At 62.8% G+C, this 17,559-nt stretch carries 13 protein-coding genes and 1 tRNA gene; all 14 read left to right on the top strand.

Going from position 1 to position 17,559, the window contains the following annotated elements:
• Positions 1–1,122: elongation factor Tu (gene tuf / locus XcodCFBP4690_RS21385; RefSeq protein ID WP_104544238.1), on the top strand; the 1,122-nt coding region annotated here is incomplete at its 5' end.
• 104 nt (positions 1,123–1,226) lie between these two features.
• Positions 1,227–1,302: transfer RNA gene (locus XcodCFBP4690_RS21380), tRNA-Trp, on the top strand.
• 49 nt (positions 1,303–1,351) lie between these two features.
• The gene (gene secE, locus XcodCFBP4690_RS21375) at positions 1,352–1,762 is read left to right on the top strand and encodes a preprotein translocase subunit SecE (RefSeq protein WP_104544236.1); all 411 of its coding nucleotides are present in this window, start codon (positions 1,352–1,354) and stop codon (positions 1,760–1,762) included.
• Positions 1,763–1,775: 13 nt separating this feature from the next.
• The gene (gene nusG, locus XcodCFBP4690_RS21370; RefSeq protein ID WP_104544234.1) at positions 1,776–2,333 is read left to right on the top strand and encodes a transcription termination/antitermination protein NusG; all 558 of its coding nucleotides are present in this window, start codon (positions 1,776–1,778) and stop codon (positions 2,331–2,333) included.
• 197 nt (positions 2,334–2,530) lie between these two features.
• On the top strand, positions 2,531–2,959 hold the full coding sequence (rplK, locus tag XcodCFBP4690_RS21365) for a 50S ribosomal protein L11 (RefSeq protein ID WP_104544232.1): 429 nt from the start codon (positions 2,531–2,533) through the stop codon (positions 2,957–2,959).
• A gap of 3 nt (positions 2,960–2,962) precedes the next feature.
• Positions 2,963–3,661, top strand: coding sequence for a 50S ribosomal protein L1 (gene rplA / locus XcodCFBP4690_RS21360; protein WP_104544230.1), 699 nt, complete (start codon positions 2,963–2,965; stop codon positions 3,659–3,661).
• Between the two features lie 545 nt (positions 3,662–4,206).
• Positions 4,207–4,740, top strand: a complete 534-nt coding sequence (gene rplJ, locus XcodCFBP4690_RS21355; RefSeq protein WP_104544228.1) for a 50S ribosomal protein L10 — start codon at positions 4,207–4,209, stop codon at positions 4,738–4,740.
• Positions 4,741–4,794: 54 nt separating this feature from the next.
• Complete coding sequence (gene rplL / locus XcodCFBP4690_RS21350) at positions 4,795–5,160, top strand: 50S ribosomal protein L7/L12 (protein ID WP_104544226.1); 366 nt, start codon at positions 4,795–4,797, stop codon at positions 5,158–5,160.
• Positions 5,161–5,507: 347 nt separating this feature from the next.
• Positions 5,508–9,659: a DNA-directed RNA polymerase subunit beta gene (gene rpoB / locus XcodCFBP4690_RS21345; protein WP_104544224.1), complete on the top strand. Its 4,152-nt coding sequence runs from the start codon at positions 5,508–5,510 to the stop codon at positions 9,657–9,659.
• A 153-nt stretch (positions 9,660–9,812) separates the two neighbouring features.
• A complete protein-coding gene (rpoC, locus tag XcodCFBP4690_RS21340; protein WP_104544222.1) occupies positions 9,813–14,027 on the top strand; it encodes a DNA-directed RNA polymerase subunit beta' in 4,215 nt (1,404 codons plus the stop codon).
• Positions 14,028–14,248: 221 nt separating this feature from the next.
• Positions 14,249–14,623 (top strand): 30S ribosomal protein S12, encoded by a 375-nt coding sequence (rpsL, locus tag XcodCFBP4690_RS21335; RefSeq protein ID WP_003469157.1) that lies wholly within the window; start codon positions 14,249–14,251, stop codon positions 14,621–14,623.
• A 12-nt stretch (positions 14,624–14,635) separates the two neighbouring features.
• The gene (rpsG, locus tag XcodCFBP4690_RS21330) at positions 14,636–15,103 is read left to right on the top strand and encodes a 30S ribosomal protein S7 (RefSeq protein ID WP_005993356.1); all 468 of its coding nucleotides are present in this window, start codon (positions 14,636–14,638) and stop codon (positions 15,101–15,103) included.
• 137 nt (positions 15,104–15,240) lie between these two features.
• A complete protein-coding gene (gene fusA, locus XcodCFBP4690_RS21325) occupies positions 15,241–17,358 on the top strand; it encodes an elongation factor G (RefSeq protein WP_104544220.1) in 2,118 nt (705 codons plus the stop codon).
• A gap of 46 nt (positions 17,359–17,404) precedes the next feature.
• A partial coding sequence (locus XcodCFBP4690_RS21320; RefSeq protein WP_244183764.1) for a GTP-binding protein occupies positions 17,405–17,559 on the top strand: 155 nt, incomplete at its 3' end.

Genomic DNA, 17,559 nt, shown 5'->3' with positions numbered 1-17,559 from the left:
GGCAAGACCACGTTGACCGCCGCGCTGACCAAGATCGGTGCAGAGCGTTTCGGTGGCGAGTTCAAGGCGTACGACGCGATCGACGCAGCGCCGGAAGAGAAGGCGCGCGGCATCACGATTTCGACCGCGCACGTGGAATACGAGTCCCCGACCCGTCATTACGCGCACGTCGACTGCCCCGGCCACGCCGACTACGTCAAGAACATGATCACCGGTGCGGCGCAGATGGACGGCGCGATCCTGGTGTGCTCAGCCGCTGACGGCCCGATGCCGCAGACCCGCGAGCACATCCTGCTCTCGCGTCAGGTTGGCGTGCCGCACATCGTGGTGTTCCTGAACAAGGCCGACATGGTTGACGACGCCGAGCTGCTCGAGCTGGTCGAAATGGAAGTGCGCGAGCTGCTGAGCAAGTACGACTTCCCGGGCGACGATACCCCGATCATCCACGGTTCGGCCCGTCTGGCGCTGGACGGCGATCAGAGCGAGATCGGCGTGCCGGCCATCCTGAAGCTGGTCGATGCCCTGGATAGCTTCATTCCGGAGCCGACCCGCGACGTGGATCGTCCGTTCCTGATGCCGGTCGAAGACGTGTTCTCGATCTCCGGCCGCGGCACCGTGGTGACCGGTCGTATCGAGCGCGGCATCATCAAGGTGGGCGACGAAATCGAAATCGTCGGTATCCGCGATACGCAGAAGACCACCGTCACCGGCGTGGAAATGTTCCGCAAGCTGCTGGATCAGGGTCAGGCAGGCGACAACGCCGGTCTGCTGCTGCGCGGCACCAAGCGTGACGACGTCGAGCGCGGCCAGGTGCTGTGCAAGCCGGGTTCGATCAAGCCGCACACCGAGTTCGAAGCCGAAGTCTACGTGCTGTCCAAGGATGAGGGTGGCCGTCATACCCCGTTCTTCAAGGGCTACCGTCCGCAGTTCTACTTCCGTACCACCGACATCACTGGCGCCTGCCAGCTGCCGGAAGGCGTGGAAATGGTGATGCCGGGCGACAACGTGAAGATGGTCGTGACCCTGATCAATCCGGTCGCGATGGACGAAGGTCTGCGTTTCGCCATCCGCGAAGGCGGCCGCACCGTCGGCGCCGGCGTGGTTGCCAAGATCGTCAAGTAACAACCTGTGATCCGGTGGCCTCGGCCACCGGATTCGCGCAAAGGCGGGCCGGCTGAACCGCGGTCCGCCTTCGTTGTCTTAGGGTGTGCGGTAAACGAGTACATACGCCAGTAGCTCAATTGGCAGAGCAGCGGTCTCCAAAACCGCAGGTTGGGGGTTCGAGTCCCTCCTGGCGTGCCACTCCTCTTTCCGGCCCAGCGATTCGGGTCAGATCGGTAACTAGAGCCGGATGAATAGCAAAATCGAGCCCTCCAAAAGCGCGTCTGCTGCCAGCGCTGATATCGTGAAATACGTGATCTCTGCAATCCTGGTGATTGCAGGGCTGTTTGTGTGGTTCTGGTTTTCTGCGCCCGAGCGCGCCACCCAGCTGGGTGCCTGGACGCCGCAATTGCGCGCGCTGGCAGTCATTGTGGGGTTGGTGGCGGGTGCATTCGTGTTTCTGGGTACCGGCAAAGGTCGTGACACCCGTGAATTCCTGTCCGAATCCAGGTTCGAGCTGCGTAAGGTGGTCTGGCCGACGCGTCAGGAAGCCATCCGCACCACCTGGGTCGTCATTGTTGTTGTGATCATTCTGAGTTTGCTGTTGGGCGGCTTCGACTTCGTCATCCAGAAGCTCACGCAGTGGTTCCTGGCTCGTTGAGGAGAATCAAGCAGTGAAGCGTTGGTATGTCGTTCACGCCTATTCAGGCTTCGAAAAATCCGTTGCGCAGGCATTGCGCGACCGCATCGTGCGCACCGGGATGGAAGATCGTTTCGGCGAAGTGCTGGTGCCGACCGAAGAGGTCATCGAGATGCGCGCCGGCCAGAAGCGCCGGTCCGAGCGCAAGTTCTTCCCCGGCTACGTGCTGGTGCAGATCGAAACCCACGAAGAGGCTGGCATTCCGCGCATCGACAACGAAAGCTGGCACCTGGTGAAGGAAACTTCCAAGGTCATGGGCTTCATCGGTGGTACCGCCGATCGTCCGTTGCCGATTCGCGACGAGGAGGCCGATGCCATCCTGCAGCGCGTGCAGGATGGGGTCGAGAAGCCGCGCCCGAAAGTGCTGTTCGAGCCGGGCCAGATGGTGCGCGTCACCGATGGTCCGTTCAACGACTTCAACGGCGTGGTCGAAGAGGTCAATTACGAGAAGAGCCGGCTGCGTGTGGCCGTTCTCATCTTCGGTCGCTCCACGCCGGTCGAGCTCGAGTTCGGCCAGGTCGAGAAGGGCTGACCGTGACTGGCGCCTGCTAGGCGCCAGTGTCAAATCCTGCTATAGTGCGCGGCTCGCTGACCTGGCGACCGCCGGGGAACAATGGCTGCCGCATGGCGGCCATCTGCGTGTGGTCAAAACGCGAAGCCGGGACGCGTGATTCTCCCGGTCCGATGGGGAGCCTGCAATGCAGGCGCTAGCACCCGGAGAGTATCGAAATGGCTAAGAAAGTAATGGGTTACATCAGGCTGCAGGTCAAGGCCGGGCAGGCCAATCCTGCGCCGCCGGTCGGTCCTGCATTGGGTCAGCGTGGCCTGAACATCATGGAGTTCTGCAAGGCGTTCAACGCGGCGACCTCCAAGCTGGAGCCGGGTCTGCCGACGCCGGTGATCATCACCGCGTACTCGGACCGCAGCTTCACCTTCATCACCAAGAGCACCCCGGCCAGCGTGCTGCTCAAGAAGGCTGCAGGTGTGGCCTCCGGTTCCAAGCGCCCCAACACCGACAAGGTGGGCAAGGTGACGCGCAAGCAGCTGGAAGAGATCGCCAAGACCAAGGAAGCCGATCTGACGGCGGCCGAGCTCGAAGCGGCGGTTCGCACGATTGCGGGTACCGCCCGCAGCATGGGTTTGACGGTGGAGGGCTAAGACATGGCACAGAGCAAGCGCGTTAAGGCCATTACGGCCGCTGTCGTTCCGGGCAAGACCTATGCCTTCGAAGACGCAATCAAGATCCTGAAGACGGCCACCAAGGCCAAGTTCGTCGAGTCCATCGACGTTGCCGTGCGCCTGGGCGTGGACGCCAAGAAGTCCGATCAGCAGGTGCGCGGTTCGACCGTGCTGCCGGCCGGCACCGGCAAGAGCGTGCGCGTTGCGGTGTTCGCACCGGCAGGCGCCAAGGCTGACGAAGCCCTGGCCGCCGGCGCCGAAGCCGTGGGCATGGACGACCTGGCCGAGAAGATGCAGGCCGGCGACCTGAACTACGACGTGGTCATCGCCACCCCCGATGCCATGCGCGTCGTCGGTAAGCTCGGCACCCTGCTGGGTCCGCGCGGCCTGATGCCGAACCCGAAGGTCGGCACCGTGTCGGCCAATCCGGGCGAAGCGGTCAAGAACGCCAAGTCGGGCCAGGTGCGCTACCGCACCGACAAGGCCGGCATCATCCACTGCACCATCGGCAAGGCCAGCTTCGACGACGAAGCGCTGAAGTCGAACCTGCAGGCGCTGCTGGGCGATCTGCTGAAGGCCAAGCCGGCCACTTCCAAGGGTACCTACCTGCAGAAGGTGTCTGTCAGCTCGACCATGGGTCCGGGCGTGACGGTCGATCAGTCGAGCCTGTCGCTGAAGTGATCGAAGGCGTCGGGCGTCATGCGCCTGACGTATTCGTGTAGTACTGCATCGTTTTTCCGGCCCGGGCAACCGTGTGCTGGGAGTCCGTTCCCTCCTTTGGGGTAACGGACATTTTGAAGGCGATCGCCGGCACGTCCGGCGGTAGCCGTCAAAGACCGCAGGCGCGGTCAGCGCAGGTCGACGACGGGCAGGGATGCTCGCACTGGCAAGGAGTCGCCGTCGATGCAGCGGGATCGCTTAATCGGTTCGTTTTCGAACTGGCCGGCGTAGATGGTGTCGCCCTTCTGGAGCTTTCTGGTTTACGCGCGTCTGGGACATCCCGGATCGAGTCCACTCCAGGTCTAGAACGGCCACCAATGGAACATCGGTCGATGTTCCCGGCTTCCAGGAAGGAGGCTGCCCTGGACCGCAACCGGCAGGAGCCGCGAGCGGAGTAGTTTGAAGCGGGGATTCGAGATTCGGCATTGGGGATTTGCAGGCTGCTTCACGGCTCTGGCGAATCCCGAATCACCAATCCCTAATCCTGGCTTTAACGGAGGAGTGCAATGGCTCTCAATCTGTCCCAGAAGCAAGACGTAGTCGCCGAGCTGGCAGACATCGCCGCCAAGGCCCACTCCCTGATCGCCGCCGAATACGCTGGCACCACGGTCTCCCAGATGACCGCGATGCGTAAGCAGGCCCGCGAAACCGGTGTGTTCTTGAAAGTCGTCAAGAACACCCTGGCCGTGCGTGCCGTCGAAGGTACCGAATTCGCTGTCGCGTCCGACAAGCTGGTTGGTCCTTTGGTGTATGCGTTTTCGATGGAGGAACCCGGCGCTGCCGGTCGCCTGATCAAGGAATTCGCCAAGAGCAACGAGAAGCTGCAAGCCAAGGTCGTGGCAATCGGCGGGGAACTGTTCCCGGCCAGCCACGTCGACGTGTTGGCCTCGCTGCCGACCCGCGACCAGGCCCTGGCCATGTTGGCTCGCGTGCTGTCCGAACCGGCTGCCATGTTCGCCCGTGCCGTCAAGGCCGTTGGCGAGAAGCAGGGTGGTGGCGACGAAGCCGCCGCGCCGGCTGCCGAGACTGTCGAAGCTTGATGTCCTAGCGTTCGCTAGAACCCCAATCCAGAAAATCATCTAAAGGTAATCACAATGTCCCTTACCAACGAACAGATCGTCGACGCCATCGCCGAGAAGTCCCTGATGGAAGTGATGGAGCTGGTCAAGGCCATCGAAGAAAAGTTCGGCGTCTCCGCCGCCGCCCCGGTCGCAGCCGCTGCTGCCGGCCCGGCTGCCGTGGTCGAAGAGCAGACCGAGTTCAACGTGGTGCTGGTCAACTGCGGCGCCAACAAGGTCGGCGTCATCAAGGCCGTGCGCGGCGTGACCGGTCTGGGTCTGAAGGAAGCCAAGGACCTGACCGAAGCCGGTGGCATGCTGAAGGAAGGCGCCACCAAGGAAGAAGCCGAGAAGATCAAGAAGGAACTGACCGAAGCTGGCGCGACGGTCGAAATCAAGTAAGCAGCACCTTGCATCGCCGGTGTTTCATGGTGATGCACTGAAGGCTGGGGGCGTAAAGCCCCCGGCCTTTGGCCGTTGATGGAAAGCCGGGATTTGAGAGTCGGCATTCGGGATTTGAAGGAAACCTTCGCCAATCCCCAATCCCGTCATCCCAATCCTCGCCTCACCGAGTGGGTAGTTGGAAGTAGCGGGAGAAGGCGTGCTGGTGCCGGCAATACCAGCGACTTCCAACTGACAACTTGAATGTGAGTCCGACACGAGCAGCGCACATCCATGTGCGCGGGTTCAATTTTGTTATCCACGGCCGCGGATGCGCGCGGCCCGTACAACCCAGGGTGGAAGACCTCATGACGTCTTATTCGTTCACCGAAAAGAAGCGTATCCGCAAGGACTTCGGCAAGCAGCGCTCGATCCTCGAAGTGCCGTTCCTGCTTGCCATCCAGGTGGATTCCTATCGCGAATTCCTGCAGGAAGACGTGGAACCGACCAAGCGCAAGGACCTCGGTCTGCATGCCGCTCTGAAGTCGGTGTTCCCGATCTCCAGCTATAGCGGCAACGCTGCGCTCGAGTACGTGGGCTACAAGTTGGGTCAGCCGGTGTTTGACGAGCGTGAATGCCGTCAGCGCGGCATGAGCTATGGCGCGCCGCTGCGCGTGACCGTGCGCCTGGTGATCTACGACCGCGAGTCGTCGACCAAGGCCATCAAGTACGTGAAGGAGCAGGAGGTCTATCTCGGCGAAATTCCGTTGATGACCGGCAACGGTACCTTCATCGTCAACGGCACCGAGCGCGTGATCGTGTCGCAGCTGCACCGCTCGCCGGGCGTGTTCTTCGACCACGACCGTGGCAAGACCCACAGCTCGGGCAAGCTGCTGTACAGCGCCCGCATCATTCCCTACCGCGGTTCCTGGCTGGACTTCGAGTTCGACCCGAAGGACGCGCTGTTCACCCGTATCGACCGCCGCCGCAAGCTGCCGGTGTCGATCCTGCTGCGCGCGCTCGGCTACAGCAACGAAGAGATGCTGGCCGAGTTCTTCGAGATCAACACCTTCCACATCAACCCGGACGAAGGCGTGCAGCTGGAGCTGGTGCCGGAGCGTCTGCGTGGCGAAACGCTGAACTTCGACCTGGCCGATGGCGACAAGGTCATCGTGGAAGCGGGCAAGCGCATCACCGCCCGCCACGTCAAGCAGCTGGAAGCCGCCGGCGTTGCCGCGCTGGCCGTGCCGGACGACTACCTGGTCGGCCGCATCCTGTCGCATGACGTGGTCGATGGCTCGACCGGCGAGCTGCTGGCCAATGCCAACGACGAAATCAACGAAGACCAGTTGGCTGCCTTCCGCAAGGCCGGCGTCGACGCGGTCGGCACCCTGTGGGTGAACGACCTGGACCGTGGTCCGTACCTGTCCAACACCTTGCGCATCGATCCGACCAAGACGCAGCTGGAAGCGCTGGTGGAAATCTACCGCATGATGCGTCCGGGCGAGCCGCCGACCAAGGAAGCGGCGCAGAACCTGTTCCACAACCTGTTCTTCACCTTCGAGCGCTACGACCTGTCCACGGTCGGCCGCATGAAGTTCAACCGTCGCGTCGGTCGCAAGGACGTGCTGGGCGAGTCGGTGCTGTACGACAAGAAGTACTTCGCCGAGCGTAACGACGAAGAATCCAAGCGTCTGGTCGCCGAGCACGCCGACACCTCCGACATCCTGGAAGTGATCAAGGTGCTGACCGAGATCCGCAACGGCCGCGGCGTGGTCGATGACATCGATCACCTGGGTAACCGTCGTGTGCGTTCGGTCGGCGAAATGGCCGAGAACGTGTTCCGCGTAGGCCTGGTCCGCGTCGAGCGCGCGGTCAAGGAGCGCCTGTCGATGGCCGAGTCCGAAGGCCTGACTCCGCAGGAACTGATCAACGCCAAGCCGGTGGCCGCGGCGATCAAGGAGTTCTTCGGCTCCTCGCAGCTGTCGCAGTTCATGGACCAGAACAACCCGCTGTCGGAAGTGACGCACAAGCGTCGCGTCTCCGCGCTGGGCCCGGGCGGTCTGACCCGCGAGCGCGCCGGCTTCGAAGTGCGCGACGTGCACCCGACCCATTACGGCCGCGTCTGCACCATCGAAACGCCGGAAGGCCCGAACATCGGCCTGATCAACTCGCTGGCCGTGTTCGCCCGCACCAACCAGTACGGCTTCCTCGAGACGCCGTACCGTAAGGTGCTGGACGGCAAGGTCTCCGACGATGTCGAGTACCTGTCGGCGATCGAGGAAAACGAGTACGTGATCGCCCAGGCGAACGCGCTGACCGACGCCAAGAACATGCTCACCGAGCAGTTCGTGCCGTGCCGGTTCCAGGGCGAGTCGCTGCTGAAGCCGCCGGCCGAAGTGCACTTCATGGACGTCTCGCCGATGCAGACCGTGTCGGTCGCTGCGGCGCTGGTGCCGTTCCTGGAGCACGACGACGCCAACCGCGCACTGATGGGCGCCAACATGCAGCGCCAGGCCGTGCCGACGCTGCGTTCGCAGAAGCCGCTGGTGGGTACCGGTATCGAACGTGCTGTGGCGCGCGACTCCGGCGTGACCGTCAACGCGCTGCGTGGCGGCGTGATCGAGCAGATCGATGCGGCGCGTATCGTGGTCAAGGTCAACGAAGCAGAAATCGGCGGCGGCACCGATGCCGGCGTGGATATCTACAACCTGATCAAGTACACCCGCTCCAACCAGAACACCTGCATCAACCAGCGTCCGCTGGTGAACGTGGGCGACGTGATCGCGCGCGGCGACGTGCTGGCCGACGGCCCGTCCACCGACATCGGTGAGCTGGCGCTGGGTCAGAACATGCTGATCGCCTTCATGCCGTGGAACGGCTACAACTTCGAAGACTCCATCCTGCTCTCCGAGCGCGTGGTGGAAGAGGATCGCTACACCACGATCCACATCGAAGAACTGACCTGCGTGGCGCGCGACACCAAGCTGGGGCCGGAGGAAATTTCCGCCGACATCCCGAACGTGTCCGAGCAGGCCCTGAACCGTCTGGACGAGTCCGGCGTGGTGTACATCGGTGCGGAAGTGCGCGCCGGCGACATCATGGTCGGCAAGGTCACGCCGAAGGGCGAGAGCCAGCTGACTCCGGAAGAAAAGCTGCTGCGCGCGATCTTCGGTGAGAAGGCGTCCGATGTGAAGGACAGCTCGCTGCGCGTGCCCCCGGGCATGGACGGCACCGTCATCGACGTGCAGGTCTTCACCCGCGACGGCATCGAGAAGGACAAGCGTGCGCGTCAGATCGAAGAGTCCGAGATCAAGCGCGTCAAGAAGGACTTCGACGACCAGTTCCGGATCCTGGAAGCGGCCATCTACGCACGTCTGCGCTCGCAGATCGTGGGCAAGGTCGCCAACGGCGGTCCGAACCTGAAGAAGGGCGACAACGTCACCGACGCGTACCTGGACGGGCTGAAGAAGTCCGACTGGTTCCAGCTGCGCATGAAGGACGAAGACGCCGCCGACGCCATCGAGCGCGCGCAGAAGCAGATTCAGGCGCACGAGAAGGAATTCGAGGCACGCTTCGCCGACAAGCGCGGCAAGATCACCCAGGGCGACGACCTCGCACCGGGCGTGCTGAAGATGGTCAAGGTGTTTCTGGCCGTGAAGCGCCGCATCCAGCCGGGCGACAAGATGGCAGGTCGCCACGGTAACAAGGGTGTGGTCTCCAACGTCGTGCCGGTCGAGGACATGCCGTACATGGCCACCGGCGAGCCGGTGGACATCGTGTTGAACCCGCTGGGCGTGCCGTCGCGTATGAACATCGGCCAGATTCTGGAAGTGCATCTGGGTTGGGCCGCCAAGGGCCTGGGTCGCAAGATCCAGCGCATGCTGGAAGCCCAGGCTGCCGTGAGCGAGCTGCGCAAGTTCCTCAACGACATCTACAACCACGATGGCGCGATCAATGCCGAGCGTGTGGACCTGTCGCAGTTCAGCGATGAGGAACTGCTCAACCTGGGCAAGAACCTGGTCGACGGCGTGCCGATGGCCACCCCGGTGTTCGACGGTGCCAGCGAAGCGGAGATCAAGCGCATGCTGGAACTGGCCGATTTGCCGCAGAGCGGTCAGACCCAGTTGTTCGATGGTCGCACCGGCGAAGCATTCGATCGCAAGACCACGGTCGGCTACATGCATTACCTGAAGTTGAACCACCTGGTCGACGACAAGATGCATGCCCGTTCGACTGGCCCGTACTCGCTCGTCACCCAGCAGCCGCTGGGCGGCAAGGCGCAGTTCGGTGGCCAGCGCTTCGGCGAGATGGAAGTCTGGGCGCTGGAAGCCTACGGCGCGGCCTACACCCTGCAGGAAATGCTGACGGTGAAGTCCGACGACGTGCAGGGCCGCAACCAGATGTACAAGAACATCGTCGATGGTGAGCACGAGATGGTCGCGGGCATGCCGGAATCCTTCAACGTGTTGGTGAAGGAAATCCGCTCGCTGGCGATCAACATGGAACTGGAAGAGTAAGAGCCGGGACTCGGGTCCCGGGACCGGGGACCCGGAAGAGCAAGGGCGTTGTGCTCCTCGCTTTTCCGGGTCCCCGGCCCCGGGTCCCCGGTCCCGAACAGATCTCTGCGCGTTCCATCTCAGATACGAATTCCTCCGACCCGGAGATATCAAATGAAAGACCTGCTCAACCTCTTCAATCAGCAGCGCCAGACGCTGGATTTCGATGCGATCAAGATCGCGCTGGCGTCGCCGGACCTGATCCGTTCGTGGTCCTACGGCGAAGTGAAGAAGCCCGAAACCATCAACTACCGGACCTTCAAGCCCGAGCGTGACGGCTTGTTCTGCGCCGCCATCTTCGGACCGATCAAGGATTACGAGTGCCTGTGCGGCAAGTACAAGCGCATGAAGCACCGTGGCGTGGTCTGCGAGAAGTGCGGCACCGAAGTGACCCTGGCCAAGGTGCGCCGCGAGCGCATGGGCCACATCGACCTGGCCTCGCCGGTCGCGCACATCTGGTTCCTCAAGTCGCTGCCCTCGCGCATCGGCCTGATGCTGGACATGACCCTGCGCGATATCGAGCGCGTGCTGTACTTCGAAGCCTATGTCGTCACCGAGCCGGGCCTGACCCCGCTCGAGCGCCGCCAGCTGCTGACCGAAGAGCAGTACCTGACCGCCCGCCAGGAGTACAACGACGACTTTGACGCCGCCATGGGCGCCGAGGCCGTGTACGAGCTGCTGCGCACGATCGACCTGCAGTCGGAAATGACCCGCCTGCGCGAGGAAATCGCCAGCACCGGTTCGGAAACCAAGCTCAAGCGCCTCACCAAGCGCATCAAGCTGATCGAAGCCTTCCTGGAATCGGGCAACCGTCCGGAGTGGATGGTCATGACCGTGCTTCCCGTGTTGCCGCCGGACCTGCGTCCGCTGGTGCCGCTGGATGGCGGTCGCTTCGCGACCTCGGATCTGAACGATCTGTATCGCCGCGTGATCAACCGCAACAACCGCCTGCGTCGCCTGCTGGAGCTCAATGCGCCGGACATCATCGTGCGCAACGAAAAGCGCATGCTGCAGGAATCGGTCGATGCGCTGCTGGACAACGGCCGTCGCGGCCGTGCCATCACCGGCACCAACAAGCGTCCGCTGAAGTCGCTGGCCGACATGATCAAGGGCAAGCAGGGCCGGTTCCGTCAGAACCTGCTTGGCAAGCGCGTGGACTACTCCGGTCGTTCGGTCATCACCGTCGGTCCGTACCTCAAGCTGCACCAGTGCGGCCTGCCGAAGAAGATGGCGCTGGAGCTGTTCAAGCCGTTCGTGTTCGCCAAGCTGCAGCGTCGTGGCCTGGCCACCACCATCAAGGCCGCCAAGAAGCTCGTCGAGCGCGAAGAGGCCGAGGTGTGGGACATCCTCGAAGAAGTGATCCGCGAGCATCCGGTGCTGCTGAACCGCGCACCGACCCTGCACCGCCTGGGTATCCAGGCGTTCGAGCCGGTGTTGATCGAAGGTAAGGCCATCCAGCTGCATCCGCTGGTCTGCACCGCGTTCAACGCCGACTTCGACGGCGACCAGATGGCCGTCCACGTGCCGCTCTCGCTGGAAGCCCAGCTGGAAGCGCGTGCGCTGATGATGTCCACCAACAACATCCTGTCGCCGGCCAACGGCGAGCCGATCATCGTGCCGTCGCAGGACGTGGTGTTGGGCCTGTACTACATGAGCCGCGCCCTGGAGAACAAGAAGGGCGAGGGCATGGTGTTCGCCAACACCAGTGAAGTGAAGCGCGCCTACGACAACCGCGTGGTGGAACTGCACGCCAAGGTCAAGGTCCGCATCACCCAGGTGGACGTGGAAGCCGACGGCAAGCGCACCAGCGGCACCTCGATCGTGGACACCACGGTCGGTCGTGCGTTGCTGAGCGAGATCCTGCCCGAAGGCCTGCCGTTCCAGCTGGCCAACACCGAGATGACCAAGAAGAACATCTCGCGTCTGATCAACTCCAGCTACCGCCTGCTGGGCTTGAAGGACACCGTCGTGTTCGCCGACAAGCTGATGTACACCGGCTACGCCTACGCGACCCGCGCCGGCGTGTCGATCGGCATCGACGACATGCTGATCCCGGACGAGAAGAAGGGCATCCTCACCGAGGCCGAAGCCGAAGTGCTGGAAATCCAGGAGCAGTACCAGTCCGGTCTGGTCACCGCCGGCGAGCGCTACAACAAGGTCGTGGACATCTGGTCGCGTACCAACGAGCGCATCGCCAAGGCGATGATGGACACCATCGGTACCGAAAAGGTCGAAAACGCCAAGGGCGAAACCATCGACCAGAAGTCGATGAACTCGCTGTACATCATGGCCGACTCCGGTGCGCGTGGTAGCCAGGCGCAGATCCGTCAGCTGGCCGGTATGCGCGGCCTGATGGCGCGTCCGGACGGCTCGATCATCGAGACGCCCATCAAGGCGAACTTCCGCGAAGGCCTGAACGTGCAGGAGTACTTCAACTCCACCCACGGCGCGCGTAAGGGTCTGGCCGATACCGCGCTCAAGACCGCGAACTCGGGTTACCTGACCCGTCGTCTGGTCGACGTGGCGCAGGACGTGGTGATCACCGAAGTCGATTGCGGTACCACCGAAGGGTTGATCATGACCCCGATCGTGGAAGGCGGCGACGTGGTGGAGCCGTTGAAGGAGCGCGTGCTGGGCCGTGTCGTGGCCGAGGACGTCTACCTGCCCGGCAACGACGAAGAGCCCATCGTCACCCGCAACACGCTGCTCGACGAAGCCTGGGTCGCCAAGCTCGAAGATGCCAGCGTTCAGTCGGTGAAGGTGCGTTCGACCATCAGCTGCGAATCCTCGTTCGGCGTGTGCGCACGTTGCTACGGTCGCGATCTTGCACGCGGTCACCAGGTCAACATCGGCGAAGCGGTCGGCGTTATCGCCGCGCAGTCCATCGGTGAGCCGGGTACCCAGCTGACCATGCGTACGTTCCACATCGGTGGTGCGGCATCGCGTGCGGCGGCAGTGGACAACATCACGGTCAAGACCACCGGCTCGATCAAGTTCAATAACCTGAAGTCGGTCGAGCACGCCAACGGTTCGCTGGTCGCGGTATCGCGTTCGGGCGAGTTGTCGGTGCTCGACGGCCATGGTCGCGAGCGCGAGCGTTACAAGCTGCCGTACGGCGCCACCATCACCGCCAAGGACGGTGATGCGGTCAAGGCCGGGCAGGGCGTGGCCAACTGGGATCCGCATAACCACCCGATCGTGTCGGAAGTGGCCGGTTTCATCCGCTTCATCGACTTCGTCGACGGCGTCACCGTCATCGAGAAGACCGACGAACTGACCGGCCTGGCGTCGCGTGAGATCACCGATCCGAAGCGTCGCGGTGCACAGGCCAAGGAACTGCGGCCGATCGTGCGCATCGTCGATGGCAAGGGCAACGACCTGACCATCCCGGGTACCGATCTGCCGGCGCAGTACCTGCTGCCGCCGCGCTCCATCGTCAACCTGCAGGACGGCGCAGCCGTCGGCGTGGGCGACGTGGTGGCGAAGATTCCGCAGGAAGCGTCCAAGACCCGCGACATCACCGGTGGTCTGCCGCGCGTTGCCGACTTGTTCGAAGCGCGCAAGCCGAAGGATCCGGCGATCCTGGCCGAACGCTCGGGCATCATCAGCTTCGGCAAGGACACCAAGGGCAAGCAGCGCCTGATCATCAAGGACACCGATGGTTCGGAACACGAAGAGCTGATCCCGAAGTACCGCCAGATCATCGTGTTCGAAGGCGAGCACGTGACCAAGGGCGAGACCGTGGTGGACGGCGAGCCGAGCCCGCAGGACATCCTGCGCCTGCTGGGCGTCGAGCCGCTGGCGGCGTATCTGGTCAAGGAAATCCAGGACGTGTACCGCTTGCAGGGCGTGAAGATCAACGACAAGCACATCGAGGTGATCACGCGCCAGATGCTGCGCAAGGTCGAGATCGTCGACCAGGGCAACAGCAAGTTCCTCAACGGCGAGCAGGTCGAGCGCCAGCGCGTCATCGAGGAAAATGCCCGCCTGACCACGCGCAACGAGCTGCCGGCCAAGTACGACCCGGTGCTGCTGGGCATCACCAAGGCCTCGCTGGCCACCGAGTCGTTCATCTCGGCGGCCTCGTTCCAGGAGACCACCCGCGTGTTGACCGAGGCTGCCGTGCGCGGCACCCGTGACAACCTGCGTGGCCTGAAGGAAAACGTGATCGTGGGTCGCCTGATCCCCGCCGGTACCGGCCTGGCGTACCACGCCAGCCGTCGCAAGGCCTCCGGTCTGACCGACTCGGAAATGGAAACGCTGTCGGGCAAGCCGGCGGCAGCCGAACCGGTCGCAACTGTGGCCGACGCTGGCGCGGACGAGGAGTAAGCGCTCCGACGGCGGTCGAAAGGCCGTCGTAAGCCAGGCGAAAAGGAGGGCAGGACGCCCTCCGTTTTCCGGCCTTTGGATGGGCCAGCAGAGTTAGATTTCCGTGAAGTTGACGGAGTTTTGCCCTGCCAGCTATACTTCTCTGTCTCGGTGGGCCGTTTCGCGGCCTGCCTTCGTGTTCATGCAAGGCCGTTTCGGCCTCCAATCAGAAGAATCGACTGATGGCAACGATCAATCAGCTGGTCCGCAAGCCCCGGCAAGCGACCACCTACAAGAGTGCCTCCCCGGCACTGGACAAGTGTCCGCAGCGCCGTGGCGTCTGCACACGCGTCTATACCACTACCCCGAAGAAGCCGAACTCGGCCCTGCGTAAGGTCGCCAAGGTGCGCCTGACGAACCAGGAAGAGGTCATCAGCTACATCGGTGGTGAAGGCCACAACCTGCAGGAGCACTCCGTGGTCCTGATTCGTGGTGGTCGCGTCAAGGATCTCCCCGGTGTGCGTTACCACACCGTCCGTGGTTCGCTGGACGCCGCCGGCGTCGCAAAGCGCCGTCAAGGTCGTTCCAAGTACGGCGCCAAGCGCCCGAAGAGCTAAGGAAACACTCAAATGTCCCGTAAAGGTTCTACTCCGCAGCGCACCGTCCTGCCTGATCCAAAGCATGGCAGCGAAACCATTGCCCGCTTCATCAATATGGTGATGCAAAGTGGCAAGAAGTCGGTTGCTGAGAAAATTGTCTATGGCGCGATGGACGTCATTGGCGAAAAGAATCCGAATGCCGTCGAGCTGGTGCAGAAAGCACTGGACAACGTGGCCCCGGCTGTCGAAGTTAAATCGCGTCGCGTCGGTGGTGCTACCTATCAGGTGCCCGTCGAAGTGCGCTCCTCCCGTCGCATGGCGCTGGCAATGCGCTGGTTGATCGATTCCGCGCGCAAGCGTGGCGAGAACACCATGCCGCGTAAGCTGGCTGCAGAACTGCTGGACGCCTCGGAAAGCCGTGGCGGCGCGATCAAGAAGCGCGAAGAGACTCACCGTATGGCGGAAGCGAACAAGGCGTTCGCACACTACCGCTGGTGACCTCGGGGGCCTTGGTAACGGGGCCCTTCAGCACCATCTGAGTGCTGTTTGCGACGCCTTTGGCGTCGCATCCAATCCGAAGGCCGCCGAAAGGCGGCGTTCGGCCATCCGAAATCCAAGAAATTGAGAGGCTCCCCGTGGCCCGCACCACCCCTATCGAGCGTTACCGCAACTTCGGCATCATGGCCCACATCGATGCCGGCAAGACCACCACCTCCGAGCGCATCCTGTTCTACACCGGTGTGAGTCACAAGATCGGCGAAGTCCATGACGGCGCTGCAGTGATGGACTGGATGGAGCAGGAGCAGGAGCGTGGTATCACCATCACATCCGCTGCGACCACCGCATTCTGGTCGGGCATGGACAAGTCCATGCCGCAGCACCGCTTCAACATCATCGACACCCCCGGGCACGTCGACTTCACCATCGAAGTGGAGCGCTCCTTGCGCGTGCTCGACGGTGCGGTGTTCGTGCTGTGCGCCGTCGGTGGCGTGCAGCCGCAGTCCGAGACCGTGTGGCGCCAGGCCAACAAGTATTCCGTGCCGCGCATGGCCTTCGTCAACAAGATGGACCGTACCGGTGCCAACTTCGACAAGGTCGTTGAGCAGCTGAAGGCCCGTCTGGGCGCCTATGCCGTGCCGATGCAGGTGCCGATCGGCGCCGAGGACGGCTTCGAAGGCGTGGTCGACCTGTTGAAGATGAAGGCGATCCATTGGGATACCGCCTCGCAGGGCACCACCTTCGAATACCGCGACATTCCGGCCGATCTGGTCGATATCGCGACCGAAGCGCGTTCGTTCATGGTGGAAGCGGCTGCCGAAGCCAGCGAAGACCTGATGGACAAGTACCTCAACGAGGGCGACCTCACCGAGGAAGAAGTCCTGGCGGGTCTGCGCGAGCGCACCCTGAAGGTCGAGATCGTTCCGGTGTTCTGTGGTTCGGCGTTCAAGAACAAGGGCGTGCAGGCCATGCTCGACGGTGTCGTGCATCTGCTGCCGTCGCCGGCCGACCGTCCGCCGGTCCAGGGTATCGATGAAGACGAGAAGGACGATTCGCGTCCTGCGACCGACACCGCCCCGTTCTCGGCGCTGGCGTTCAAGATCATGACCGACCCGTTCGTGGGTTCGCTGACCTTCTTCCGCGTCTACTCGGGCACCCTGAATTCTGGCGACCAGGTCTACAACCCGGTCAAGTCGAAGAAGGAGCGCGTGGGTCGCATCCTGCAGATGCACTCCAACAACCGCGAAGAGATCAAGGAAGTGCGCGCGGGCGATATCGCCGCGGCGGTGGGTCTGAAGGACGTCACCACCGGCGACACGCTGTGCGCGCAGGACAAGATCATCACCCTGGAGCGCATGGTGTTCCCGGAGCCGGTGATCTCGATGGCGGTGGAGCCGAAGACCAAGTCGGACCAGGAAAAGATGGGTATGGCCCTGGGCCGTCTGGCGCAGGAAGACCCGTCGTTCCGCGTCAAGACCGACGAAGAATCCGGCCAGACCATCATCTCCGGCATGGGCGAGTTGCACCTGGACATCATCGTCGACCGCATGCGTCGCGAGTTCAACGTCGAGGCCAACGTCGGCAAGCCGCAGGTGGCCTACCGCGAAACGATCCGCAAGTCCGACGTCAAGTCCGACTACAAGCACGCCAAGCAGTCCGGTGGTAAGGGTCAGTACGGTCACGTGGTGATCGAGCTGTCGCCGATGACCGAGGAAGATCGCAAGAGCGACAACGTCAAGGACGATTTCCTCTTCATCAACGACATCACCGGCGGCATCATCCCGAAGGAATTCATTCCGTCGGTCGAGAAGGGCCTGCGCGAAACGATCACCAGTGGTCCGATCGCCGGCTTCCCGGTGGTGGGCGTGAAGGTCAAGCTGGTGTTCGGCTCGTACCACGACGTCGACTCCTCGGAAATGGCGTTCAAGCTGGCCGCGTCGATGGCGTTCAAGCAGGGTTTTGCGAAAGCCAGCCCGGTGTTGCTGGAGCCGATCATGAAGGTCGAAATCGTCAGCCCGGAGGATTACCTGGGCGACGTGATGGGCGACGTGAGCCGTCGTCGTGGCGTGTTGCAGGGTCAGGACGACAGCCCGTCGGGCAAGATCATCAACGCGATGATTCCGCTGGGCGAGATGTTCGGCTATGCGACCTCGCTGCGTTCGATGAGCCAGGGGCGCGCCACGTTCTCGATGGAATTCGACCATTACGAAGAGGCACCGGCCAACATCGCCGACGCCGTCACCAAGAAGGGCTGAGTTCGCTCAGCCGCTTCAAAAATTTTCCAATTAGAGGTAGCAAGTCATGGCAAAAGCTAAATTCGAGCGCAACAAGCCGCACGTGAACGTCGGCACCATCGGTCACGTCGACCACGGCAAGACCACGTTGACCGCCGCGCTGACCAAGATCGGTGCAGAGCGTTTCGGTGGCGAGTTCAAGGCGTACGACGCGATCGACGC

This window comes from Xanthomonas codiaei (assembly GCF_002939785.1).
Taxonomy (GTDB): Bacteria; Pseudomonadota; Gammaproteobacteria; order Xanthomonadales; family Xanthomonadaceae; genus Xanthomonas; species Xanthomonas codiaei.
Note: the sequence above shows the minus strand (reverse complement) of the source record. Positions and strands in the feature narration are given on the sequence as shown.